Below are 24,577 nucleotides of genomic sequence, written 5' to 3' on the forward strand. Positions count from 1 at the left end.
AAAGTGGACGATGCCGATAAGAAATTGGAAAACGGCCTTGAATCGTTTTATGATTGAATTTGAAGACCGTTTGAAAGATGTTATTTAAACCTGGCAGTTACACAAAATCTGTTACAGGGTCTGATTCCGCTTTGAATTTATGACCGCTTACTGCCCCTCAACTGTCGTTATAGTACTAATTCCTAAGGTCTTCTTTGTATATGGACTCCTCCTTTTCATCAAGCATTTCTTTATTAGGTTAAGGCGCGTACGTATATTCGGTTTTTATTTGGAGAAGCTATCTCCTAACCCTCAATGTATGCGCATCTCGATTCCTATATGTGGCAGCGGGTTTTTAATCCCTCAAAGCAGAACAGGTTTTCTCAAGATGGATATCTTTATCTAATAATGGCTTACTTGGTGAAACTCTTTTTAAACTGTTTTAATGCAATAGATAACGGTAATTTAAACGATTAATTCTTTTTTATATTCAGTTCCCTGGGTTAATAAAGCCCATGCAGTTCGAACGTTTTTATTAGCCAGTGCTACGGCTGCTTTGCCATAACCAGCACGTTCGATTAAATTGACTAACCACACATCTTTTTTTGTGGTGACTGATTTCATGCGATGTACATAGGCACGAGCACCTTGTATTAATACCGACCTGAGCCGTTTATTGGCAACGAATTTACTGATACCCATCAAGCTCGCTTTACCGCCACTACTGTGCTGCTTGGGTGTTAAGCCAATATAAGCCGAGAACTCACGACCATTTTTAAACGCTTCGCCAGTACCTAATGTCGAAAATAGTAGGATGGCGCTAATTGGTCCAACACCTTCCATTTTAGTGAGATTCGAGCATGCTTCGTTGTTTTTTACTAATTGTTTAACTTGTTCATCCAACAATCCAACATCATCACGAAGGTCAAGTAAGCGTTGATACATTAGATTAAGTGTAGCTCTGAACATATCTGGTATATCATTTTCACCGTCTTCCAAAATGTCAGGTATATTTTTAAAAAGAGAAGCGAAACCTTTAGGAACAAATACGCCAAATTCCATTAATAATCCACGAAGATGATTAGATAAACACGTCTTATTTTGAACCAATAATTCTCTTGAACGTTGAATTGATTGAATGCCTTGTTGTTCAAGCTCTTTTAGTGGAGCTTCTTTTACATTAGGTCTGTTAGCGGCTTCAGCGACAGCAAGTGCATCGTTTTTATCGGTTTTGTGACCTTGGCGAAATGATGAAACAACCTTTGCTGGTAATATTTTTACCTGGTGCCCATAACCTCTAGCTGCTCTGGCCCAATGATGAGCTGTTGAGCAAGCTTCGAACGCCACAAGACTTATAGGCTGTTTAGCCAGGAACTCGGCGAACTTTGTTCTAGGAAGCTCTTTGTTTGTTAGCTCTTTATTTAAAGGCGAAAGAACAGAAACTTGAATAACATTTTTGGCTAAATCTACGCCAATAGTATTAACTTTGTTCATGTATGAATCCTTAATTTGTGTTTGGTAGACACTAATAAACCTAGCTCATAGGTTGGAGGAGTCCATACATTGTGGCATAAGTGATCGAAGAGGTTAAATCTAGTAAACACAACATCTAGTGGTCGGTTGGGCCAAGTGGATAGCCCTTAAAGCCAGCCGCTTTTTTGCGGATATATTGTCGGGCTTACGAGTCGACTATCGAATTAACTTAATGTTGCATTCTTGGGGCTAGTGATGATTTTAAAGTAGTCACTAGCGAAGGCTAAATCTGTGAACCTTGAAATAAATGCCATCATTTTTTAGGTTTATACATGATGTTTTAAATTAATGTATCACTTTGTCTAGATAGCTAAATATTGGCATAAGGTTGTTTTTAACACTACTTGTATTTATGTAATATCTGCTTAGGAATATGACAATAATCATCGGGAAAGCGAGTTAATCTTTCTTGGTGTTCTTCATCGCTTTTCACATAATTAAGCAGCGGTAAAACTTCAACCACCATCTTATCGCCATCGTCGTGGCGGGCAATATACTCGATAGCCGTTTTTAGGTGACTAGTGTGTTGACTGTATATGCCGGTGCGGTATTTTTTGCCAATATCTTCGCCTTGCTTATTGACGCTGTAAGGGTCAATTATTTCAAAAAAGTAACCTATTAGTTCATCAAGATTAACAACGCTTGGGTAGAAAGTTACTTTCACACACTCTGCATAGCCATCATAACGACTTTTGGTGCAATCGGTTAAGCCATTAGCTCGACCTGCTTCTGTGGCAAAAACTCCAGGTAAGTGCTTCATAAATTCTTGCACACCCCAAAGGCAACCGCCGGCGAAATAAATAATTTCTTGCGTCCTGTTAGCCTGCTTATTATGTTGTTGTGTTTGTATCAATTGTTAGCCTTTATAAGAGGTGAATTAAGTTTTATGCGTGATGTTATTGATTATGGTAAAGCGAGTAAACTTTTATTGCTCTGTTTTTTACTCATATGCTTTTGAGTAATATTTTTTTACTACTCTATTTTTTACGGCCCTGTTTGTTTTAAATGTGTTTGTTATGCATCCAGTTGTAAACTGTTATTGATTGAGCATGGTTACCATGTGTAATATTTTACCCGCTAAGATATAATACTGATTCACGTAACGATTACTACCTTTCAAATAAACCTCAACTTTATCTTACGATATTTTCGTTTGGTTGTTCCCATATGTTTAATCCCATTGTTAGCACAAAGATGAGACATGGCTCTTTCTGCTACTGGGTTATATGGTTGGGTGAGTTGGGAAATACATAAAATCGTTTTTACTTAAAGATCAAACAGTGTAAATAGAGAAGATTAACATGATTCGAGTTGTACCAATTGCTTTGCCCGTTTTATTATTTAGCCTATCAAGCTTTTCATCGGCAGCCGACGATACTCATGATGTAAGTAATGATTTAACTCATGATGTAACTAACGATGTAAGTAAAAAAGTCAGTAATAATATTGAGCGAATTACGATTGAGGCTTCAACCACGGCTAATACTAAACCTGTGGGCACCTTTGGTTCGCCAGTTTCAAATCTAGAATATGATCCGCGCGTTGACCTACAGTCGCGCAATATGGCAGAAGCTCAAGCCGATGTAACTATTCGTGGTGGTATTTTCGAAAATACTGGCTTTAGGGTCGGCAGCGCGACCTTACTTGATCCGCAAACCGGACATTACTTTGCCGAAATTCCTATTGCTCAGGAAATGTTATCTAACGCTAATATACTGACCGGTGCAGACAATGCTCTACTCGGTGTTAACAGCTCGGTAGGCACGGTTTCTCGCGACTGGACAGTCATAAAAACCGCAGGTAGTGCTTCAATTGGCGCAGGTAATAATAACTTTAATCTACAACGCGTACACAGTGGCGTTAGTATGGCATTGGCTGATTATACCGATTGGACTATCGGTGCTGAAGCTGAATACTCTCGCTCTGAAAGTGACGGTACAATAGAAAATGGCGACCACGACTTTCAACGTGCTTCTGGTCGTATTCAGTTAGTTGGACCATCATCACAGACTGATCTATTTTTTGGCTCTCAAGAAAAGTTCTTTGGCTGGCCAAATATGTACACGCCATTTAATGTTAATGAAACTGAAGACATTAAAACGCGATTATTAATTCTTAATCATCAACAGCAGTATGCACAAGACAGCAGCTTTGAAATTTCCACTTATTTTCGTCGTAACAATGACCATTATGTTTTTTCGCGTGAAAACCCTGATGTATTTCAAGCCTTTCATGAAACTGAGGTTAAATCGATAGCAGTTTCTGGTCGCCATGCACAAACAGCATCATTTGCCCTGAATTACTCAAGCCAATTTATAGCAGACAGCATTGAATCAACTACGCTTGAAAATAACTTTACCTCTCGCCATTATTACAAACTCAGTGTTTTGCCTGAATATCGAATGGATCTACAAGAGGATCAACAGTTAACCGTTCGTCTTGGTGCTGCTTTTGACGACACTAACCGCGACGACTCACAAGTATCACTAATTGGTGATATAACGTGGAATATCATCAATGCTGATGACAGCTCACAAACACTTTATTTCTCTTATGCAGAAGCGAGTCAAGTGGCCGGTTATACTGCTATAGGGGGCAGTAATAAAGGTGGATTATTTAGAAGTAACTATGATCTTGAGCGAGAAACCACTAAAAATATTGAATTAGGCTTGGCATTAGATCGAGAAACTTGGCGTCTTGATGCGGCTATTTTTTATCGACAAGATGATGATTTAACCGATTGGACTTATAGCTTGAGTTCAAGCTCTGCGCGTTCTGCAAATCCGGTCGATATCGATACGCTAGGTTTAGAGTTATTGGCGGTAAAGCGTTTTGAGCATGCAGAAATTATCACTAGCTATACCTTCTTTGACAAGTCTGAAAATTATGGTGCTGCGGATATCGATGCTAGCTTTTATGCCTTGAACTACCCAGATCACCGCGTAACCTTAGGGCTTATTTGGCACCCAACCGACATTGTTGAAGTTCGCGTTGATAACGAGTGGCGCAAACAAGAAGAAAATATCCTTAGAAACGGTGATGACGATGCTTTATTTACCCACCTTACGGTAAAGATTTCTCCTACGCAGTTTGACGGTTTGGATATTGTGCTTGCAGCAGATAATCTTTGGGATGAATCTTTTGAAGAAGTACCAGGTACGCCTGGACGCGGAGAGCAATACACGCTTAGTGCTACCTACCACTGGTAACATGGTTAAAAGTATTTGCATCGACCCCAGCTTATTGGCTGGGGTCAAATTATTACTCAGTAGCATTTGAACAAAAGCTATTGAATAAACTAACCTTAATTATTAGAGACCTTGAATGATTTATCTCGTGATACCTACGCTGATTTGGGCTTTTTCTTTTGGTCTTATAGGCAACACACTCAAAGGTCTTGACCCACTTCAAATAGCAGATACCCGACTATTATTTGCGCTGATTGCTTTTCTGCCCTTTATAAAACTGGCGAACACCAACCGGCAGGAAAAATGGCAACTGATACTGCTTGGCGCACTGCAATACGGAGTTATGTATACCTGTTATCTTTCCGCTTTTCGTTATATACCCTCACATTTAGTGGCGCTATTTAGCGTGTTTACGCCACTTTATATTGTTATTATCAACGATCTTCGACAGCGTTGTTTTACACCTTGGTATTTAGTGGCGACACTACTTTCTGTTTTTGGCGCCGCGGTTATAAAAATGGACGATATAGACTCAAGCGAAATTTGGTTAGGGTTTTTCCTGATGCAAATAGCCAATATGGCTTTTGCTTTTGGCCAAGTTTATTATCGCGATTGGAAACAAGACAGACCAGATATTAGTGACAGCTCTGTATTTGGTTTTTTATACCTAGGTGCGGCGGTTTTTACTAGCATAGCTACCCTGTTAATTTCTTCGCAGCCTCCCATTCCTTTAGACGCGACACCAACGCAGTGGTTGGTTTTAGTTTATATGGGCTTCATTGCTTCAGGGCTTGGTTTCTTCTTTTGGAATAAAGGCGCAACCCAAACCAGTGTCGGGGTATTAGCCACGTTTAACAATGCGGTTGTGCCACTGGCTATGTTTGCCTCCTTATTTATTTTTGGTGAAGCTAAGGGCGGATCACCAGAAGAACTGCTCAGGCTTGCCATAGGATCACTGTTAATTGTGGCGGCACTCTTGATCGCAAAACGAAAATAAATTCTAAACTCTAAACTCTAAATTCTAGGTACTAGGTATTTGTGGGATATTTATAGCTAAGCTGCTTGAATATCCCTGCATCCTTCTATTATTGGGGGGTAAGTGATATGAGTCGTGCGAAAATAAGCATGAAATTAAGTATGAAATCAAGCCGACACTCACTGATAAAAACAGCTAGGTTGTTAGCGCAAATTTAGGGTGAGTGTCAGAGTAAACTTTCAACTATCGCCCATCTATGCGTTAGGCTAAATTAGGCTATTTTGTCGAAAAATTTGCCAACAAAATAGTTGCTATATTTCAAATCAGCACCTGAAGCGTTAGATTTAATTTCAGGTGCTTTGAACCGACAGATTTTCAAGTAGCTAATGTATCTACCGATAACCCACTGACCGGCTAAGCTTTGTCATGCTCGGTAATGCTATACAAATCATGACGTCTATCTCGCATAGTATGCACAGAGCCATGATTATGTAACTGCTTTAATAAATCTAAATTTACGTCTACGATAACGGTCATTTCTGAATTTGGTGTTGCTTCCGCTTTAATACCTGTAGTAGGGAAAGCAAAGTCAGACGGCGTAAAGACGGCAGATTGCGCATATTGAATATCCATATTATTCACTTTGGGCAAATTACCTACTGCGCCAGCAATGGCGACATAGCACTCATTTTCAATCGCTCTTGCCATCGCACAGTGACGTACTCGCGTGTAACCATTTTGGGTGTCGGTTAAGAAGGGCACAAACAAAATATTCATCCCTTGATCGGCCAGTATTCTCGAGTACTCTGGAAATTCGACATCATAACAAATCATGATACCAATTTTGCCACAGTCAGTATCAAACACCTTAAGATTTTTACCACCCACCATAGACCAGCTACGCACTTCTGCTGGCGTTAAATGAATTTTATCGTAACGTTCCCATGAGCCATCACGACGACACAAAAAACCTGAGTTATAAAGATTGCCATCAACAAAAAACGGCATACTACCGGTAATAATATTAATATTGTAACTAATGGCAAATTCGATAAATTTGTCGCGAATTTGTTCAGTATATTCCGCTAACCGGCGAATACTTTCAGTTAAACGTAAGTGATTAAACTCGGCCATTAAAGGCGCATTAAACAATTCAGGAAACAAGACAAAGTCACTTTTGTAATCTGAGACTGCATCAACATAAAATTCCATTTGTTCAAATAAATCATCAATGCTTTTCATGGAACGCATTTGCCATTGCACTAAACCTAAACGCACTTCTGAGCGTGGGGCATTGATCAGTTTTACCGATTTAGTATAAAAAATATTGGGCCATTCAAGTAAAGTGGCATATTCCATTGATTCCTTATCACCCGATAAGTAACCGGTCAGTAACTTGCGGACATAAAAGTCATTGGCAAGCTGAAAACTTAATACCGGATCATATAATTCTTTAATTTTAACTTTTTCAATGTACTGCTTTGCACTCATTTTGTCAGCATGCTGTGCATAGTTAGGCATGCGACCACCCGCGACAATAGCGCGCAAATTCAAGTTTTCGCAAAGTTCTTTACGCGCATCGTACAAACGTCTAGCCAAACGTAAACCACGATAACTAGGGTGGATAAAAACCTCAATACCATACAAAGAATCACCTTTGGGATCATGATTATCAAAGGTCATGTCGCTCGTAATTTCAGCATAAGTATGGTCATCACCAAAATCAGCATATTCGATTATTAATGAAAAGGCACAACCGACTACAACGCCATCAACCACCACACAAATTTGACCCTCTGGAAATTTAGTTAATAAAGCTTTTACCGTAGATTCATTCCAGGTGGCTAATTCTTTATTAAGGTAAACTGATTCACTCGCCTGTCGAAGCTCTGTCATATCTTGTAAAGTTAAATGACGGACGGTAACGCTATTTGCTTCCATTTATATTCCTAATCGATATTGGTAATAATCATTCCTTTCTCTCATCGTAGAGTGCAAAAAGACGATTATTGTGATTTGTATACCAAAAAATCAACTTATACAAGCATATTAAAAAAATGTAGCACAGCCAAACATCAGCCCAGATAGCACTTAGGAACTTATCAGAGAAACTTATCAGGCCAACCATAATAACTTGTGCATATTTCCCGCAATAAACTCAACTAAAATTCAACGGCTTGGTAAGTAGGGTGGAAAACGTCTAGCTAGGATCACTTTATTAATAAAGGGTTATTATAATAAATCAGCAAGACACCAACTAGCAGGTTATTACTGCTAGATTAAAATGACGGCCTGAGTCAGGAGCATGCTAAAGGGTGTGTATTACATGCTTTCTAACATCTTGCTACTCTTAGGGTTAAATCATAAATAGGACGTAGAATAGATGGGATAGGGGAGTTTATTGGTATTAATGCAACACTTCTAGCATTCGACTATTTTATAGCGACAAAAAAGCCCTAACCTAGGTTGGGGCTTGATGCTTACGGCGAAGGCATGGTGTCGTAAGCCTTGCTTATTTGAACTACTGATTTAATCAGTGTCAGTTTATTTTAGGCAATAAAAAAGCCTCAACATTGCTGTTGAGGCTTCGTTATGAATGGTGCCGACTGCCGGAGTCGAACTGGCGACCTACTGATTACAAGTCAGTTGCTCTACCAACTGAGCTAAGTCGGCACACGAAGAACGTGTGCGATAATTATATTCTATTGAACTAACTATCTTGGCACCGAATCAACATCGGAACTTGTTGATTCTACATTTAACTTAATAAAAGCTAAAAGTGTAAATGGTGCCTCGACCCGGAATCGAACCAGGGACACGAGGATTTTCAATCCTCTGCTCTACCGACTGAGCTATCGAGGCACATTAACAATCATAATGATTGCTCTGTACATTGTCTTCTTGGCTGTGCCTTGAAGACGGGGCGTATTAAACTGTTTTTCGTTTACCCCGTCAACCCTTTTTTTTAAATAAATGTTTGTTTGCCGTTTTTTTCAACGTATTGTGCTTTTATGGAGCAATTCAGGCTGAATCTTTCTATTTCTAACCGGTAATATCGTCATTAATTTGTTTATGCAGTGTCATGAGTAATCAGGATAAATGCTGTTGAGCTGCGATAAAAAAGTTGTTTATCAATATAGACGAGTAAATAGGCTAGTGGACTATTCAGCAGTAAAGCAAAAAATATAAGCAGTAAATCAAAAAAATACATTAATAGTGGCGGTAACCATTAACTTTGTGGCGAAAGCCGGCATTAAAAAATTTATCAGTAAGGTGTTAAATAAAAAACGGCAGAAAAAAAGGGGATATATTTTAACTTATCCCCTTATTCGATCATTATTTTTAGATATTATTTTTTCTCTGGTGTGAAACCTTCGATTTCAGGCTCTTTACCTTCAAAGAGATAGGCGACCATGGCTGATTCTAAAAATGCGCGGTCATCAGGGTCCATCATATTCATTTTCTTTTCGTTAATTAGCATGGTTTGCTTTTTTTGCCAGTGACCCCATGCTTCTTTACAAATGTTATCAAAAATACGTTTGCCTATTTCGCCCGGATAAAGTTGAAAGCCAAGGCCTTCGGCTTCTTTTTGTAAATTTTGGCAAAAAACGGTACGGCTCATAATAAGGTCTCTTTTTGTCTAAGGGATGAATAAATGCATATAAAAATTAAACAGGAAGTTGTTCAAGCTGTTTAATTAATTTTTGTGTCGATGCGGCTAAACCAACTGATGCGACTGTGGCTAAATTGTACCATTGCAATGTGCTATTTTCGCTAATTTCTTTTGCCGGTAACATTTCACAATCTATCACTATGGCTTCTATGTCGAGATGAAAGTGGCTAAAGGTATGGCGAAACTTATCTAAAGCAAATGTTGCTGTTTGCTTTAGGTTTAACTCGGCTAATAAATGCGGTAACTGGTCAAGGTCCGATAACTCTAAGAAGCACCATAAGCCGCCCCAAATTCCTGCTGGAGGGCGTTTTTCCATCAATACTTGTTGGTCAACACGTGGTATCACCATAATAGTGTGTTTTTCTGGTATGGTTTTTTTCGGTTTCTTTTGTGGATAATTTGCTTGTTCATCGCTAGCTTGAGCTAAACAACTGCTTTTTAGTGGACAAATGTCACACTTGGGCTTAGAGCGTGTGCAAACCATAGCGCCTAAATCCATCATGGCTTGGTTGAACTGCGCCACGCCAAGCTTTGGTGTTAATGCATCGGTAATGGGCCATAAGGTTTTTTCATAAATGGCTTGGCCAGTATGCCCTTGTACTTTATAGCAGCGGGCTAAAACCCGTTTTACATTGCCGTCTAAAATGGCGTGATGTTTGTTTAAGGCTAAGCTTAATACTGCGCCTGCCGTGGAGCGTCCGATACCAGGAAGCGCGATTACCTTGTCAATATTTTCAGGAAATTTACCTTGATAATCGTCACGAATTTTTTTTGCTGTTTTGTGTAAGTTTCGTGCTCGTGCATAGTAGCCAAGCCCGGTCCAGTGATGTAGCACGCTATCTTCATCGGCATTGGCTAAATCAATAATGTTAGGAAAGCTTTCCATAAATCTTAAATAGTATGGGATCACGGTTGCTACTTGCGTTTGCTGCAGCATAATTTCTGAAATCCAAACTCGATAAGGTGTTTTGTCTTGCTGCCACGGCAAGTGTTTTCTGCCTTGCAACTGAAACCATGATAGTACTTGGTCGCTAAATTGTTGCGCAGATTTGGCTGAGATAGTAGTTTTATTTGTCATATTCGCGACAGTGTAGCGAATAAAGCTGAAATTTTCATTGCAAAAATTTCTATTGCCTCTATCCTCTCGCAGTTAGTTAATATATACCCGCTCCACTTCAAGCTGTAGATTTCAGCAAATTGAGAAAGGGTTAGCTACCTGGCATGGATTGAAGAGAATAGTGGTTATATTGTCGAAATCCATAAGGCCAGAGATTACCTTTATCGGCTTGCCCGTAGAGAGCTTAGCTCTGAAACTGCACCTTAAAGTGAAACGGCTATCGTGTTTGCTTTAAACCTAACTGTAAGGAATGAAAGATGAAAATAGATGCAAAAAATCGTAGTGATCGTTTACGTAAAAAATTACGTGTTGATGAGTACCAAGAACTAGGTTTTGATATTGCTTGGCAACTAGATGAAGGCGCTGACAATGAAACAGTTGATGCATTTTTAACTAAATTTTTCGATGAAACCATAGATCCAAACGGCTTAGGTTTTGGCGGAGAAGGTGATACTTTGTGGCATGGTTTAATTTGTACTCAAAAATTGGGTAAATGTACTGAAGCACATCGCCAATTAGTAGAAAAGTGGTTAACGGATAATGGCGCAAGCTCAGTTACTGTTGGCCCATTATACGACGTTTGGTGGGCAGAGTAGTCCTTAACAAACGATATTAACCCGAACTAAGGTTAAATAACTTTACGGGCGTACAATTAGATCTTGATAGGCATTATGCGGTGATTGAATTTTAGTCATTAAACAAGGATAATATGCGCCCCAATTTTGATGACGCAATTAAATAATAGATAGCATTATGATAGACAGAAGCCATAAAACCGTTGAACAAGCAGAACAAGAAGGCAAGTACATTAGAAAAGTACGAAGCTTTGTTAAGCGCGAAGGCCGCCTTACTAATGGCCAAGCAAAAGCGTTAGAGCAGTTTTGGGATACGATGGGATTGAAACATCAAGACGGATTGATTGATCCTAAAGTTTTGTTTGGTAATGACAACCCTATTGTGCTCGAGATTGGCTTTGGCATGGGTAAATCTTTAGTTGAAATGGCTAAAAATGCTCCTGAGCTTAACTTTATTGGTGTTGAAGTTCACCGTCCAGGTGTTGGCGCTTGTATTGGCTTAGCCCAAGAAGAAGGTGTTAATAACCTAAAAGTTTATGAGCACGATGCTATCGAGGTTTTAGCCGATTGTATTCCTATTGAGTCGTTAACGACCGTACAATTATTTTTCCCTGATCCTTGGCACAAGAAAAAGCATCACAAACGCCGTATTGTGCAAGCCAGTTTTGTTGAAGCTATTCGTCAAAAGCTGAAAATCGGTGGTGTGTTTCACATGGCAACTGACTGGGAAAATTATGCACAGTGCATGTTAGAAGATATGACATCTTCGCCTGGCTTTAAAAACTTATCAGTGAACAATGATTATGTACCACGACCAGACTCTCGTCCGTTAACTAAGTTTGAAAACCGCGGTCAAGACCTAGGCCATGGTGTTTGGGATCTACAATTTACCAAACTTGATTAATTTTGATGAGTTGGTTATTAGACTGAGTTAGTGATTACTTCGAGTTAGTTAGAACAATGCCAGTGAAAAAAAAGAGCGAATACGCTCTTTTTTTGTGGGTGATCTATAAAGTTCAGTTTGGCTGACGTTTAAGGCTGATGGACTAAAGTCCACCCTACATAGGACTTACGGGTAATCATATAATTTTGGGCAGTTTTGTAGGTCGGACTTTAGTCCGACAACCGCACAGCAAACGCATAACGTGATATTCAAAAAGTAAACAGACAGGTGTTTCTTTGAACTTAAAGCTGAAAGCTGAAAGCTATTTTCACTAACAACTACTGATAGCTGAACTTTAAAAGCTGATGGACTAAAGTCCAACCTACATCGAGCCTACGGGTGATAATGTAATCTTGGGCAATTTTGTAGGTCGGACTTTAGTCCGTCAACCGCACAGCACACGCATAAGGTGATGTTCACAAGATAAACAGACAGGTATTTCTTTGAACTGAAAGTTGATAGCTATTTTCACTGACAACGACTGATAGCTGAACTTTAAAAGCTGATGGACTAAAGTCCAACCTACATCGAGCCTACGGGTGATAATGTAGATTTAGGGCAGTTTTGTAGGTCGGACTTTAGTCCGTCAACCGCACCGCACACGCATAAGGTGATGTTCACAAGATAAACAGACAGGTATTTCTTTGAACTGAAAGCTGAAAGCTATTTTTACTGACAACTACTGATAGCTGACGTTTAAAAGCTGATGGACTAAAGTCCAACCTACATCGAGCCTGCGGGTGCTAATGTAATCTTGGGCAGTTTTGTAGGTCGGACTTTAGTCCGACAACCGCACAGCGCGCACAATAAGGTGATGTTCACAAGATAAACAGACAGGTATTTCTTTGAACTGAAAGCTGAAAGCTATTTTCACTGTCAACTACTGATAGCTGACGTTTAAAAGCTGATGGACTAAAGTCCAACCTACATCGAGCCTGCGGGTGCTAATGTAATCTTGGGCAGTTTTGTAGGTCGGACTTTAGTCCGACAACCGCACAGCACACGCATAAGGTGATGTTCAAAAAGCAAACAGACAGGTGTTTTTTAACTGAAAGCTATGTTCTAGCGGTGTAGTTTATCTTGTTCAATATGAAATAAATGCTGACTGTTACGCAAATTACCGCTTTCTATTAACCATTGCTGGTTAATGATTTCTCGCATTAATGCCGCTTGTAATATTCTGCCGGCAGAAGCGCTCCAATAACTAATAGTTGCTGCTTGATGGGCTGTGGTATTAGGATGTAGCTCTGAACGTGTTTCGGCCATTTCCTCAATAATATTGGCAATAACTTTTGGTTTTAGCTCTTGTATTATTTGACGTTTAAATTTGGTGAAGTGCTTAGCCCGCCGAAGCTGCCAAATTAGCCAAGCTAAAAATAAAACCGCGATAAGTGCAATTATTTCCAAAACTATACTCTAGTATCTCTGTTAAATATCAGCGACATCATAACAGTAAATAGGCTCACGGTTAAATTTTTAATCGCGCTATTTCTTCCGCTGTTTATTTAACAAAAAGGCTATAAATTACGTTGACGTTTTTAGCATTTTCAATATGAAAAAATAAAAATAGCAAGCGGTTAAGCTTCCTATTTTTATCTACAGTATGTCGGTTATGTCGCGATCATATGGATGTGAAGGAGCCGCAATTTGCTAAGCATTAGAGTTTACTCTAATGCTATTGGTGCTGTGCTATTAAGTAAGCCTAATCCTGACCGCTGATACTGCTGTTTAAACTTGGCGACATCTTGCGCTAAAAAGTCATTTACCTGTGTTATCCCGGTTTTTAAAGCGGCTTTACCTCTAATTAAGTGAAGCTCAGCAGTAGGTGAAGATTTACCGTCGCGACTGCCTGCATAACCCCAAGCGGTAAATGTTTTTGCGCTAACTTTATAGCTTTCATCAACAATACTGTTGGTTTTAGGAATAGCGCGTAGGTTTTATCTAGATCGGTTATTGCTTTAAATAATATTAAAATGATAGATGCGTTAAGTGGATGGTTAAATGCGTCATATAGAATAACACTAGACAAAAAAATGCTATTTGTTCCTAAATGGTTAGCAAGCTTTGGCTTAGCCATTAACATAATAGACTTGTGTCACCTATATCATACCTTTTAAACCTACTATAGAAGCATTTTATTTATCTTGTTAATATTGAGACGCTACCTGCTATTTTTCAGTGAGTTATTTTCAATCACAGTATTGAATTCGACTATCTTAAGGCCTTTTATTTGGCTATCATGCGAAAAAAAATGAGTTTTCATGGACGCTTCCTTTGAATTTTTACGTCAAAAATTAAACAATTACAGTCCGCTTTCAGATAAGACATGGCAAGCCTTTAAAAAGTGCTGTCAATTGCGCCCAGTGTCCAAAGGTGAAGTGCTTTATCCTATTGGTGAGGTGCCGAGCAGCTATTGCTTTGTAGTTTCTGGTTTGTTTCGCTCTTATATACTCGATGAACAAGGCAATGAGTTTAATAAAACCTTTTTTAATGAAGGGCGATTTCCTGGGGTGATGACGGCACTACTTAAACAAACACCCATTAACTTAGCAGTACAAGCGATTGAATCATCAATGATTATCGACATCAATTTCAGCCAATATCGTCAGCTGATGTTTACTAATTTAGACTTGTGTCATTTCCAAATTCATTATTTAGAAACTCATTGGTTGCTCGAAAAAGAACAAAAAGAAATGCAAACGCTGCCATTTGAAGCAAAAGAGCGTTACCTTCGTTTTATTGATGAACACGCTAATATTGTTGCTCGTTTACCTCAATATCATATTGCTAGTTATCTCGGTATTACCCCAACACAATTGAGTCGTATTAAAAAAGAATTATAAAACTGAGCCGTTATCAACATATGTAAAGGAAATGAGCAAAGCAAATGGATAACCTGTGTGCATTGAAGCAGCAAGAGGTTCCCCATGACATTATTGCAAGCATTAAACTGGCGCTATGCAGTCAAAGCATTCGACTCACAACGGCTTTTAGATGAACAAATTAATCAACTTATCGAAGCCGTTAGACTTTCACCAGCGGCTTACGGTCTCCAGCCTTATAAATTATTGGTCATAGAGAGTTTAGCCGTTAAACAAGTATTAAACCAGACGATATAAAACAGTTTATTACTGAGCTTGCTAATACCCAAGGTGTTAAAATAGAGCAACTGAGTGGCTATCAACAGGCGATTGAGGCTGATTTATTAAATCTTTCTATATCTGCCGGCACAGCATGGGCAAAAGAGCAAAGTTTTATTGCTTTGGGTACCTTGCTAGCGAGTGCTGCGATTTTAAATATTGATACTTGCCCAATAACTGGCTTCGACGTGACGGGTATTGATAAGGTTCTAAACCTTAGCGAGCAAGGATTAACGGCAACTGTGTTAATTCCTGTCGGTATTCGCTCGACCAGTGATCTTAGTGCATATCGACCTAAACATCGGGTTTCTCAAGCACAGTTGGAGATCAGGTTATGAACACCTTTGCTTTGCTAGCTGTTATTGCCGGTGCGAGTATCGCCTTGCAAGCTTCTATGAATGCGCAACTTGGCCAATTGCTTGGTAGTAGTTTGCTCGCCACCAGTTTTGCTTTTTTCAGTAGTTTTATTCTGGTCGGAGTGGTAAGCGCTATTAATAGCAAGGGTGTGTCAATATCCAGTATTAACCTCTTACAAGTGCCTTGGTATTTATGGGCTTCAGGTCTTTTTAGTGTACTGGGTGTGGCAAGTTTTTATTTTTTAATTCCAAAAATGGGCGCGGGTAATGTCATGAGTTTTGCACTGACAGGACAGTTAGCTATTAGCATTATTATCAGCCACTTTGGTTTCTTTGATAGTCCAGTCAAGCAAGTTGATTGGCAAAAATCATTTGGGATTGTCATGATGATTGCTGGTTTAATTTTAATTAATAAGGAAGCAAAATGAAGGCCTTAATTAGCACAAACATTGCGAATCTAGATAGTTTTTTGTTAACCATGCCTTATAGCATTGAGGGTGACTATGTTTTTCATACCCGTTGGCCTAATAAGTATTGGCAAGCTGGCTTTGGTGCTACTGCTGAGCTTACTCCTAATCAGCTAGGTAAAAAAATATGGCTCAGTATAGATAATATTAAAACCGAGCAGTTTACTCGTTCTCACCTAACATTGATGAATTTAAAGCTAGATACTATCTTAACTGCTAGTTTATCGCCACGGGTAGCGCTTGAAACTGATTCTACTCGCTGGGCTTTTGCTTGTGGATTAGGTTTTAATTATGAGATTGATGCTAATGTGATCAAAACACTGGCTGAAAATGTCAATAATACTCTGTTATCGCTAAAAATTGGCCAAGACATTGCCGTGACTGCCATTCTACATAAAACTGGTGATACCATGGGTTTACACCAAATGACGACGCTACCTGCTTTTCGTGCTCAAGGTTTAGCGAAGGAGATGATGCAGCACCTGATTGCCTATGCTAAGCAAAGCGGTGCGCACTTTTTCAGCTTACAAGCTTCTCAGGCGGGTTTACCTTTATATGAAAAGTTAGGATTTGAAGCCGGGATCCCTTTGTATATGTATCGTAAAAAAGATTAAATTTTTAATCTGTATCAAACCTTAAATTGAGCCCCTTCATGCATTAATAATTTTGCCTTTAATGCCAAACCACCGGCATAACCGGTCAATTTGCCGTTGCTACCAATAACACGATGACAAGGCACGATTAACGCAATGGGATTTGCGCCATTTGCGCTACCGACCGCGCGAACCGCTTTTTCATTATTAATACGCTTGGCAATCCAGCCATAACTTTTGGTTTCGCCACAGGGTATTTGAATTAAGGCTTGCCAAACTTGCTGTTGAAAATTGGTACCACTAGGCGCTAGCGGTAGATCAAAGTGTTTTCTGTCACCGTCAAAGTATTCAGTTAATTGTTGGATGACTTGCTTAAATTTACTTTTATCTTCAGTCAAACCGGCCAGTGTAATTGGTGACTTTCCAGTTTGAAAAGCCAGTGCGCTTAAGCCATTGTCGTTTGCCGTTAAGGCAATTTCACCTAAGGGTGATTGATAAGTACAGTAATACATTTAAAGCTTCCTCAGTGTTAGTGCTGACATTTAGGGCTAGTATTTAGTGATGATATTGAGTAATGACATTTAGTTATGATATCGAGTGCTTAAATGGTGTCATTAGCTTTGAGTTGCCAGCGACTGCCATAAATATATTGCCGCATAAGCGCGCCAAGGCCGCCAACTTTCAGCTAAGGCTAATATATCTTTATTTTTGGGTTTTATCTCATCAGCAGTCAAGGCTTTAATGATGCCTAAATCTGCACTTGGAAAGGCATCAGGGTCACTTAAACCCCGCATGCCAATATAATTTACTGTCCACGGGCCAATGCCTTTTAGTTTTGTTAATTCAGCTTCTAACGCTTCAATCGTTAGGCCTTTGGCAAAAATGCTGTCATGGCTTTCAAAATAGCCGACCCAAGTTTGCAAGGTGGCAATACGAGCACGGGTTAATCCTATATCTTGGTAATCAAGGTTGATTAACGCGGCCACCTTGGGGAAGTATTTTGTCACCTTAATATTGTCAGGCTGCTCAATATCAAGGGCATTATCGCCATATTTCTCCACAATGCGTTGTGCCAGTATTGTCGCGCCTTTGACTGAAATTTGCTGGCCTAATATGGCGCGAATTGAAAATTCAAATATATCCCAACAACCGGGTAAACGTAAGCCGGGAAATTGCTCAATAACTGACGCTAATTTTGGCTGTTTTACTAACTGTTGATGAATTAAGTGCATATCGGCGTCTAAGTCGAACATACGACGAACGCGGGTTATTATTTGATGCAAATAACTATAATCGCTTAACTTAACCGTTAAGTTTAACGCGCTTTTATCTTGATGATGAGTAACTTTTATCCAGCCACGGCAATCGTCAAGCTCGAGCGTACGAAAATAATGTTTTGTACTAATATCTTCAATATTACTGATTTTTCTTGAGTGGAAAAAGCTCAACATTAATGGCCAATCAAAAGGGGCTTTATAAGGTAATAAAATGGTGACTGGCTGCTCAGATAAGCTTGTTTTTTTGCCTCGAATATCACTGGGCGTGGTTTGATAGCTTTGCATGATAACTTCATTAAAACGACGTATGCTATTAAAACCAGCGGCCAAGGCCACATTAGTGATGCTTAATGATGTTGAAACCAGTAGCTTATGCGCGAGTAATAAGCGTTGCTGATGAAAAAACTCACTTGGCGGTAAACCGTAATATTGTATAAACAAACGCCGTATTTGTCGGTCACTGATATCAAGCTGTTTGGCACATTTTTGCAGACTGTAATTATTTTCGTAGTAGGCCTGGGTAATTTGCTTTATTTTTCTGGGTAAAGGCAGGTTGGGTGCTAATTGAGGGAAGCAGCGCTTACACGGACGAAAACCTGATTGTTGAGCTAGTTCAGCACTTGCATAATATGTGACGTTCTCAGGCTTTGGTGCTCTGGCAGGACATATGGGTCGACAGAAAATACCTGTGGTGATAACCGCAGTAAAAAACCTGCCATCAAAGCGCGCATCACGACTTAAGCGCGCACTTTCACATACCTCAACACTTAACATATTTGTCCTATTACTCTGGTTACACTGGTGAGTGATATTTTTTGATAATACGCTAGCTAAGGTAAATCACTGGCGGTAATCGGACAAGACCTAAAATATAAACTTGTGTGTTTATGTTAAAAAAAGTTGGCAATAGGACAATTGCTTTAACGTTATTAGTTCAGCTTAAAGCAACTTAACTAGCTCAGGTTTAAGCTGCTTTGAATGCCAAAGGCTAGCCCATTAGTCTTCACCTAATAAAGTCAGTACCATGTTGGTATAATTGACTAAGCCGAGTATTTGCTGGTCTTTAATGACAGGGGCGGTATTAATACCAAAATTCTCAAATAGGCGTGCACAATAACGCACGTCCATATCGGGTGAAACTGATAGTAATGGCTTAGCCATAATTTCGTATAAATTTACCCGTTCAGGTGATCTATCTTTTGCGATAACTTGCTTCGCAATATCTGACAATAACACTAAGCCATATTCGTCATTCTCATGGCGTTTGTTAATAATTAACGCGGAAACATTATGTGCTTTTGCCAGTTTTATTCCTTCAGCTACTGTGACCATGCCGTCGGTAAACTGATAACTGTCAGTGGTCATCGCATCTTTTACTTGCACTAATTTAGAGTTCATAGTTCTTCCTCAATTTTACCTTTTAAACGCTCAACTTGGTGGGCAACCCCTACGGCATCTTCAATATCAATTTGTATGGCAATACCTTTACCGGGTTCTTCATCAAAACCTGCGATTTTAGCGATACGCTCTAAAATTTTTCGAGACAAATGCTCTTCAACAACAAATAATAATACATCGCGTTGGGACTCTAGTTGCAGACCAAAAAATGTTCTTTGGCGGTTAATACCTTCTCCACGGGCATGATTAATTATTGTCGCACCCGTAGCACCAGCCATACGAGCTTCTTTCATTACCTTTTCGGTAACCTCATCTTCAATGAATGCAATGATCAATTTAAAGTGCATTACTTATTCTCACTTTCAGTTAGTTTTTTGGTTTGTATTTGGCTAATCTGTGCATAGGCCATGACTGCAATTATTGGAAATAAGCTGGCAAAGGCAATTAGGCCAAAACCATCTATTAAAGGGCTTCTGCCAGGTATGGTACTCGCTAAACCTAAGCCTAAAGCCGCGACTAGTGGCACGGTAACGGTTGATGTAGTGACGCCACCCGAGTCATATGCTAAGGGTACAATCATTTTTGGACAGAAAAATGTTTGAATAACCACCACGATATAACCCGATATAATGTAGTAATGTATGGGGTGCCCAACAACAATGCGATAGCTGCCTAAAGCGATACCAATGGCAACACCTATAGCTACCGCAATACGTAAGCTGTTAGCCCGAATGCCGCCACCAGAGACTTCTTCTGCTTTTAATGCCACGGCAATAAGTGAGGGCTCGGCAATGGTGGTACTAAAACCTATGGCAGCGGCAAAAATGTATACCCAAGTATAGTCAGTCCAACTGATGACAGCGCCCGCATTAATAAATTCGCTAGCGGTTAATTGCTCAGCCATTATTTTTCCTAGTGGAAACAAGGCTTTTTCTAAGCCTAATAAGAAAAACGCTAAGCCAATTAAGACGTAGAAAAAGCCAAAGCCAACTTGTTTTATGTTGGGAATAGGGCGGCGTATCACCAATAATTGAAAAATAACAATAATCGATAAAATAGGTAATACGTCAATGACGGTTGATTTTAATATGTCGAAGAACTCTATCAGTAAATTCAAGCTAGTGTGCTCCGAGCTGAAGCAATAAATTTATTGCGCTCATTAGCTTAATACCATGCCGTATAGCATGACAAAAATCATCGGGGTAAGTGAGGCAAAGGCAATTAAACCAAAACCGTCTATCATAGGGTTTCTGCCTTTAATTGCTGATGCTAAGCCGACACCCAGTGCGGTGACTAAAGGAACGGTAATAGTTGAGGTTGTTACACCGCCTGAGTCATAGGCAATGCCGATGATCCAGGTGGGTGCAAATGAGGTCATGATAACCACTAACACATAGCCACCTAAAATAAGGTACTGTATTGGCCAACCACGAAGAATACGTAAAACCCCAAGAACAATCGCTAAGCCAACAGCAAAGGCTACGGTATAACGCAGACCATTAGCGTATTCGTTTTGTGCAATGTCTGTTGCGCCAATAATACCGCCACTAGCAGCAACAGTTGCTGCTTCACTGGCAACCGCAATCAGGGCAGGCTCGGCAACTGTGGTGCCAAAGCCTAAACAAAAAGCAAATATTAGCAGCCAAGTTGTACTGCCTTTTTGCGCAAACGCTTTTGCCATAGACTCGCCAATAGGAAATAAGCCCATCTCTAAACCATAAATGAAAAAGGTTAAACCCAATATCACTAAAATCAAACCAACAAAAATATCACTGAGGTTTGGCATAGGTTGTTGTAACACGGCAAATTGAAAAAATGCGATAACTAGCACTATGGGCAGTAAGTCTTTACAGCTACCAAAAAGCGCTTTGAGGAAAATAATTAACTGTTGTTTCATATCGCTAGTGAAAAATACCAAGGTAAAATTTTATTATACTGAGCGTGGTGAAACAAAGTTTGATCCAAAACAAGCTAGCAGCTCATTGTTAATCAACTGAGCTTTAAATCAGCAGCTTTGCACAACTGAATTGGTATGATATTGATTAAACTGTGATTTTAATAACGAAGAATTTAATAACGAAATTTTTCTGGGTATGAAAGTATTGGTCTTTAGGTATTGGGGTATTGGGGTATAAAGGCAAGGGTAGCCAGTAATAAGTTATTACTGGCTACCCACAAGACTGATATGCGCTAAGAAAGCGTTGCTAGATAAAATAGCTTATGCGCAGTTCAGGCTAAATCAAGAATGACCTAGCTGCTTCAGTTTTTTTGCTAAGGCAAACGGCGTTATTATTACTTTTGCAATAGCCAATAAACTTAAGCAATAATCCATGAGCAATGACCTATGAGTAATGGCCTATGAGTATGAGCTATGTCATATGACTAATACCTTATCCCTAGAAGATTAATTAGGCGAAAAAGTAAGCGGTTAGAGTCCATAGCACTCCTGCTAATGAGGCTGCCAGTGTTGCGGGGACTAATTGAGACTTCACATGGTCCATTAAATCACAGCCTGTGGTCATGGCACTGAGAATAGTGGTATCAGAAATTGGCGAGCATTGATCGCCAAAAACACTGCCATTGAGCACAGAGGCAAAACAGAGCATCATAAATAGCTCAGGATCAGCTACCCCTTGGCTTTGACAAATAGCCCAAGCTAATGGCATGGCTAAAGGAAATGCGATGGCATAAGTGCCCCAACTTGTGCCAGTAGAAAAAGCAATGATCATAGTCATCAGTTGTAAAATAACGGGTAAAATCCAAAAAGGCAGTTTCTCGCCAAGTAAAGACACCAAAAATAAGCCACCACCGGTTTCTTTACTGATACTGCCAATAATCACCGCTAACATTAAAATGACCGACGCGAACACTACGCCCTTTAATCCGTTACCAAAACCATCAACCACATGATTTAACGACATCCCTTTTATTAAGGCAATAACCGCAGAAAGTACTAAAGCCGCACCAAAAGCCCAATTAATTTTAGGTGAGCCCAGCATAACAAAACTGCCAATGGCAATTGTTGTTAAGGTGACTAAAGGTAAAATAAATTCAAGCACATGAGGTTTATAACCCTCAGGTATATCAGTGCTTTGTAATTCTTTGGCACTTAAAGGTTTGGCACTAGGGGCATCTAGTTGATGGGTTGTTTCAGCACGTAGCTTTGCTGCTCGTATACGTTTACCAGAAAAAGTGGTGATATTAAGACTTAAAAGCAAAGTCCCAGCAACCGCAAACATACTGTAAAAGCTAAAGGGAATGCTTTGAAAGAAAAAGCTGATCCGGTCTGCTTCTGTGGCTAAAAAAGAAACACCAGGAATAAATATCAAGGCTTGAACATAGGCGGGCCATGCATTGAAGGCTAATATGGAGGCGATAGGTGATGCGGTTGAATCGACAATGTAACTCATTTCTTCGTGACTCACTTTCGCCTGGTCTGCTAAGGGTCTAACGGTAGTGCCAACTAACACAGTACTCATAGTGCCACCTTGGAAAAATAATATGCCCAAGAACCATGAAACCAGTTTTGCCGATTTTTTGCCTTTAACAAAATGTTTGGTCATAAAATTGGCAAAAGCTTGTGCTGCCCCCGTTTTAGACCAGATACCTAATAAGCCACCCAGCAGCCATAAATACAGTAATAGTAGTGCTGCCGTGCCTTCTTTAGCAAGATTAGGAATAATAACTTTGTCGGTTAAGTCGTAGCGCCCTAACATAATGGCACCCACGACTACGCCGCCGAGTAATGCGGTTAGTGGCTCACGGGTTAATAAGCATAATGCAATGGTTATAAAGGCGGGCAGGAGTGACCAAACACCAAAATGAAAGGCTGGTTTGAGTAGTTTTAATTGCTGTTTTTCATCTCGAACCCATTGTTGTTCAAGTGTGGGTGAATTTGCTGAATTACTCAGGTTACTTTGGTTAAGTGGTGAACTTTGATAGTCAACAACCTGTTCAATAATAACTTTTTGACCTTTATAAATATAACTCGAAACAGCGTTGTTGTTGGTAGTGACATCATAAACATAACTTTGTTCTACCCATTGTGGCGCGATAAATTGTTTAATATAAATTGCGGATAAAATGGCAAAAATAAAGGCCACTAAGGCGATGCTATTGTTTTTTGGCATACAGGTACTCTTTTATTTTTATTGTTATTTGGTTGAGACTTTTTGTTTTTACTTACCTTAGCCAAAGGCAATAGCAAGTGAGTTTAAGGGGCATAATTTCAAGTTTACGATAACAGAATTTTTAGGGTATAAAAGAAAATTAAGCGCAAAATTAACCGAGTAATGAATAAAAACACTCATGCTATTTAGTTTATTGCCAATTTAATGCGCTACAAGCGTGTTTGAAGCACTCAAAAAAAAGCATTTAATAGACGAGATATTGCGCTATTATTTTGTGTTTAACCTGCGGATCTTTATAATAGCGGTAATATTTTTAGGAAGCCCAATATGAGCATTGTATATAAAACTAGAACTCAATTAGTTGTTGAAACACTAAGAGAAAAAATATTAAGTGGCGAGATTAAAGCGGGTCAGCCTTTAAGACAAGCCGCGCTTGCCGCTGAGTTAAATGTGAGTCGAATTCCTGTGAGAGAAGCATTGCTGCAGCTAGAAGGTGAAGGCTTAGTTGATTTTGAGCCTCATAAAGGTGCCACCGCAACTGAGCTCAATGCCGATCAAGTAGATGAGCTTTTTGAATTACGCGCCATGTTAGAGGCTGATTTATTAGCTTATTCGCTACCACAAATTAGCAATGAAAAGCTGGAAGAGGCGACGCAGTTATTGCACAAACTCAATAAGGCCCTAGGTAAAGAAGACGCGGTTAATACTTGGAGTAAGCTCAACTCAGATTATCATCATTGCTTATACTCAGGAGCTGAACGCCCACAAACACAAGCTTTGGTTAGTACCCTGAACAAAAATGCTGACCGTTATATTCGTATGCACTTGCTGTGGGCCGGTGGTATTTCTAAAGCAGAATCTGAACACAATGAAATTTTAGCGCTCTGCAAAGCTCGTGATGTTGAAAAAGCGGTGGCATTATTAAAGCAACATATTCTCGGTTCTCGTGATGAGATCAAAGCTTTTTTAAATGAACGTGAAGCGATAATTAACCGTTAACTATCGCTGTTAAATCCTTAATAAAACAACGCTTTCAAATTTGAGATCGCCCCGTTAACTTTGATGTATTTTTGAGCGAATATTGACTTTTCACCTATGTATCTATAGTATACCCGCGCCTTCAAACCCCAAAAAATAGCGATTTTCGTTTATTTTTCGCTTGAATTGCCGACCATTAAGGCCTTTTGGGGAAACCAAAGTATTTAAATACAAGCTAATTTTGAAAACCAAGC

23 protein-coding genes and 2 tRNA genes are annotated in these 24,577 nt (G+C 39.5%); 10 read left to right on the forward strand and 15 right to left on the reverse strand.

Going from position 1 to position 24,577, the window contains the following annotated elements; translation table 11 throughout:
* Positions 1 to 444: 444 nt before the first annotated feature.
* Entirely contained in the window at positions 445 to 1,473 is a 1,029-nt protein-coding gene (locus H4J59_RS09070) for an IS110 family transposase (RefSeq protein WP_182238714.1), read from the reverse strand.
* 379 nt (positions 1,474 to 1,852) lie between these two features.
* Positions 1,853 to 2,362, reverse strand: coding sequence for a peptide-methionine (S)-S-oxide reductase (locus H4J59_RS09075; RefSeq protein WP_182238940.1), 510 nt, complete (start codon positions 2,360 to 2,362; stop codon positions 1,853 to 1,855).
* Positions 2,363 to 2,813: 451 nt separating this feature from the next.
* On the opposite strand from H4J59_RS09075, the gene H4J59_RS09080 reads away from it, so the two are divergent.
* Both H4J59_RS09080 and H4J59_RS09085 read left to right on the forward strand, forming a co-directional pair.
* Positions 2,814 to 4,721: a TonB-dependent siderophore receptor gene (locus H4J59_RS09080; RefSeq protein ID WP_182238716.1), complete on the forward strand. Its 1,908-nt coding sequence runs from the start codon at positions 2,814 to 2,816 to the stop codon at positions 4,719 to 4,721.
* A gap of 115 nt (positions 4,722 to 4,836) precedes the next feature.
* Entirely contained in the window at positions 4,837 to 5,697 is an 861-nt protein-coding gene (locus tag H4J59_RS09085) for an EamA family transporter (protein WP_182198703.1), read from the forward strand.
* Positions 5,698 to 6,090: 393 nt separating this feature from the next.
* Here H4J59_RS09085 and H4J59_RS09090 read toward each other — a convergent pair whose 3' ends face one another.
* The 5 genes from H4J59_RS09090 to mutY all read right to left on the reverse strand — a co-directional run bounded on the left by H4J59_RS09090 (position 6,091) and on the right by mutY (position 10,427).
* Complete coding sequence (locus tag H4J59_RS09090; protein ID WP_182238718.1) at positions 6,091 to 7,617, reverse strand: carbon-nitrogen hydrolase family protein; 1,527 nt, start codon at positions 7,615 to 7,617, stop codon at positions 6,091 to 6,093.
* Between the two features lie 656 nt (positions 7,618 to 8,273).
* Positions 8,274 to 8,349, reverse strand: a tRNA-Thr gene (locus tag H4J59_RS09095).
* A gap of 113 nt (positions 8,350 to 8,462) precedes the next feature.
* Positions 8,463 to 8,538, reverse strand: a tRNA-Phe gene (locus tag H4J59_RS09100).
* Between the two features lie 487 nt (positions 8,539 to 9,025).
* Positions 9,026 to 9,298 carry an oxidative damage protection protein gene (locus tag H4J59_RS09105; RefSeq protein ID WP_182189849.1) on the reverse strand — a complete coding sequence of 91 codons (273 nt, stop codon included), beginning with the start codon at positions 9,296 to 9,298 and terminating at the stop codon, positions 9,026 to 9,028.
* Between the two features lie 46 nt (positions 9,299 to 9,344).
* Entirely contained in the window at positions 9,345 to 10,427 is a 1,083-nt protein-coding gene (gene mutY / locus H4J59_RS09110) for an A/G-specific adenine glycosylase (RefSeq protein ID WP_182238720.1), read from the reverse strand.
* A gap of 296 nt (positions 10,428 to 10,723) precedes the next feature.
* Here mutY and H4J59_RS09115 point away from each other — a divergent pair, with 296 nt between their 5' ends.
* Both H4J59_RS09115 and trmB read left to right on the forward strand, forming a co-directional pair.
* Positions 10,724 to 11,062, forward strand: coding sequence for a YggL family protein (locus H4J59_RS09115; protein ID WP_182136560.1), 339 nt, complete (start codon positions 10,724 to 10,726; stop codon positions 11,060 to 11,062).
* A 157-nt stretch (positions 11,063 to 11,219) separates the two neighbouring features.
* Positions 11,220 to 11,945, forward strand: a complete 726-nt coding sequence (gene trmB, locus H4J59_RS09120; protein WP_182238722.1) for a tRNA (guanosine(46)-N7)-methyltransferase TrmB — start codon at positions 11,220 to 11,222, stop codon at positions 11,943 to 11,945.
* A gap of 1,101 nt (positions 11,946 to 13,046) precedes the next feature.
* Here the strand turns inward: trmB and H4J59_RS09125 are convergent.
* Positions 13,047 to 13,391 carry a hypothetical protein gene (locus H4J59_RS09125; protein ID WP_182238724.1) on the reverse strand — a complete coding sequence of 115 codons (345 nt, stop codon included), beginning with the start codon at positions 13,389 to 13,391 and terminating at the stop codon, positions 13,047 to 13,049.
* An 854-nt stretch (positions 13,392 to 14,245) separates the two neighbouring features.
* Here H4J59_RS09125 and H4J59_RS09130 point away from each other — a divergent pair.
* The 5 genes from H4J59_RS09130 to H4J59_RS09145 all read left to right on the forward strand — a co-directional run bounded on the left by H4J59_RS09130 (position 14,246) and on the right by H4J59_RS09145 (position 16,561).
* Positions 14,246 to 14,827 carry a Crp/Fnr family transcriptional regulator gene (locus H4J59_RS09130; protein WP_182238726.1) on the forward strand — a complete coding sequence of 194 codons (582 nt, stop codon included), beginning with the start codon at positions 14,246 to 14,248 and terminating at the stop codon, positions 14,825 to 14,827.
* 84 nt (positions 14,828 to 14,911) lie between these two features.
* Positions 14,912 to 15,103, forward strand: coding sequence for a nitroreductase family protein (locus H4J59_RS19410; protein WP_259369459.1), 192 nt, complete (start codon positions 14,912 to 14,914; stop codon positions 15,101 to 15,103).
* A 143-nt stretch (positions 15,104 to 15,246) separates the two neighbouring features.
* Positions 15,247 to 15,462 (forward strand): hypothetical protein, encoded by a 216-nt coding sequence (locus H4J59_RS19415; RefSeq protein ID WP_259369460.1) that lies wholly within the window; start codon positions 15,247 to 15,249, stop codon positions 15,460 to 15,462.
* A complete protein-coding gene (locus tag H4J59_RS09140; protein WP_182238728.1) occupies positions 15,459 to 15,908 on the forward strand; it encodes a DMT family transporter in 450 nt (149 codons plus the stop codon). Before H4J59_RS19415 ends, H4J59_RS09140 begins: the two co-directional genes overlap by 4 nt.
* Positions 15,905 to 16,561: a GNAT family N-acetyltransferase gene (locus tag H4J59_RS09145; RefSeq protein WP_182238730.1), complete on the forward strand. Its 657-nt coding sequence runs from the start codon at positions 15,905 to 15,907 to the stop codon at positions 16,559 to 16,561. The genes H4J59_RS09140 and H4J59_RS09145 overlap by 4 nt, the downstream gene beginning before the upstream one ends.
* A gap of 14 nt (positions 16,562 to 16,575) precedes the next feature.
* On the opposite strand, the gene H4J59_RS09150 is transcribed toward H4J59_RS09145, so the two are convergent.
* From H4J59_RS09150 to H4J59_RS09180, 7 genes are all read right to left on the reverse strand, one after another.
* A complete protein-coding gene (locus tag H4J59_RS09150; protein ID WP_182238732.1) occupies positions 16,576 to 17,052 on the reverse strand; it encodes a methylated-DNA--[protein]-cysteine S-methyltransferase in 477 nt (158 codons plus the stop codon).
* 102 nt (positions 17,053 to 17,154) lie between these two features.
* Positions 17,155 to 18,591: a DNA-3-methyladenine glycosylase 2 family protein gene (locus H4J59_RS09155; RefSeq protein WP_182238734.1), complete on the reverse strand. Its 1,437-nt coding sequence runs from the start codon at positions 18,589 to 18,591 to the stop codon at positions 17,155 to 17,157.
* Between the two features lie 222 nt (positions 18,592 to 18,813).
* Complete coding sequence (locus H4J59_RS09160) at positions 18,814 to 19,215, reverse strand: CBS domain-containing protein (RefSeq protein WP_182238736.1); 402 nt, start codon at positions 19,213 to 19,215, stop codon at positions 18,814 to 18,816.
* Positions 19,212 to 19,562: a P-II family nitrogen regulator gene (locus H4J59_RS09165; protein WP_182136553.1), complete on the reverse strand. Its 351-nt coding sequence runs from the start codon at positions 19,560 to 19,562 to the stop codon at positions 19,212 to 19,214. Before H4J59_RS09165 ends, H4J59_RS09160 begins: the two co-directional genes overlap by 4 nt.
* Positions 19,562 to 20,332: a DUF1538 domain-containing protein gene (locus tag H4J59_RS09170; protein WP_182238738.1), complete on the reverse strand. Its 771-nt coding sequence runs from the start codon at positions 20,330 to 20,332 to the stop codon at positions 19,562 to 19,564. Before H4J59_RS09170 ends, H4J59_RS09165 begins: the two co-directional genes overlap by 1 nt.
* A 42-nt stretch (positions 20,333 to 20,374) precedes the next feature.
* Entirely contained in the window at positions 20,375 to 21,112 is a 738-nt protein-coding gene (locus H4J59_RS09175; RefSeq protein WP_182238740.1) for a DUF1538 domain-containing protein, read from the reverse strand.
* 511 nt (positions 21,113 to 21,623) lie between these two features.
* The gene (locus H4J59_RS09180; protein WP_182238742.1) at positions 21,624 to 23,345 is read right to left on the reverse strand and encodes a Na+/H+ antiporter NhaC family protein; all 1,722 of its coding nucleotides are present in this window, start codon (positions 23,343 to 23,345) and stop codon (positions 21,624 to 21,626) included.
* Positions 23,346 to 23,672: 327 nt separating this feature from the next.
* Here H4J59_RS09180 and H4J59_RS09185 point away from each other — a divergent pair, with 327 nt between their 5' ends.
* On the forward strand, positions 23,673 to 24,344 hold the full coding sequence (locus tag H4J59_RS09185; RefSeq protein WP_182238744.1) for a GntR family transcriptional regulator: 672 nt from the start codon (positions 23,673 to 23,675) through the stop codon (positions 24,342 to 24,344).
* Positions 24,345 to 24,577 lie beyond the last annotated feature (233 nt).

Origin of the sequence: Colwellia sp. MB02u-10 (assembly GCF_014077185.1) — a bacterium.
In the GTDB taxonomy this organism is placed as follows: domain Bacteria; phylum Pseudomonadota; class Gammaproteobacteria; order Enterobacterales; family Alteromonadaceae; genus Cognaticolwellia.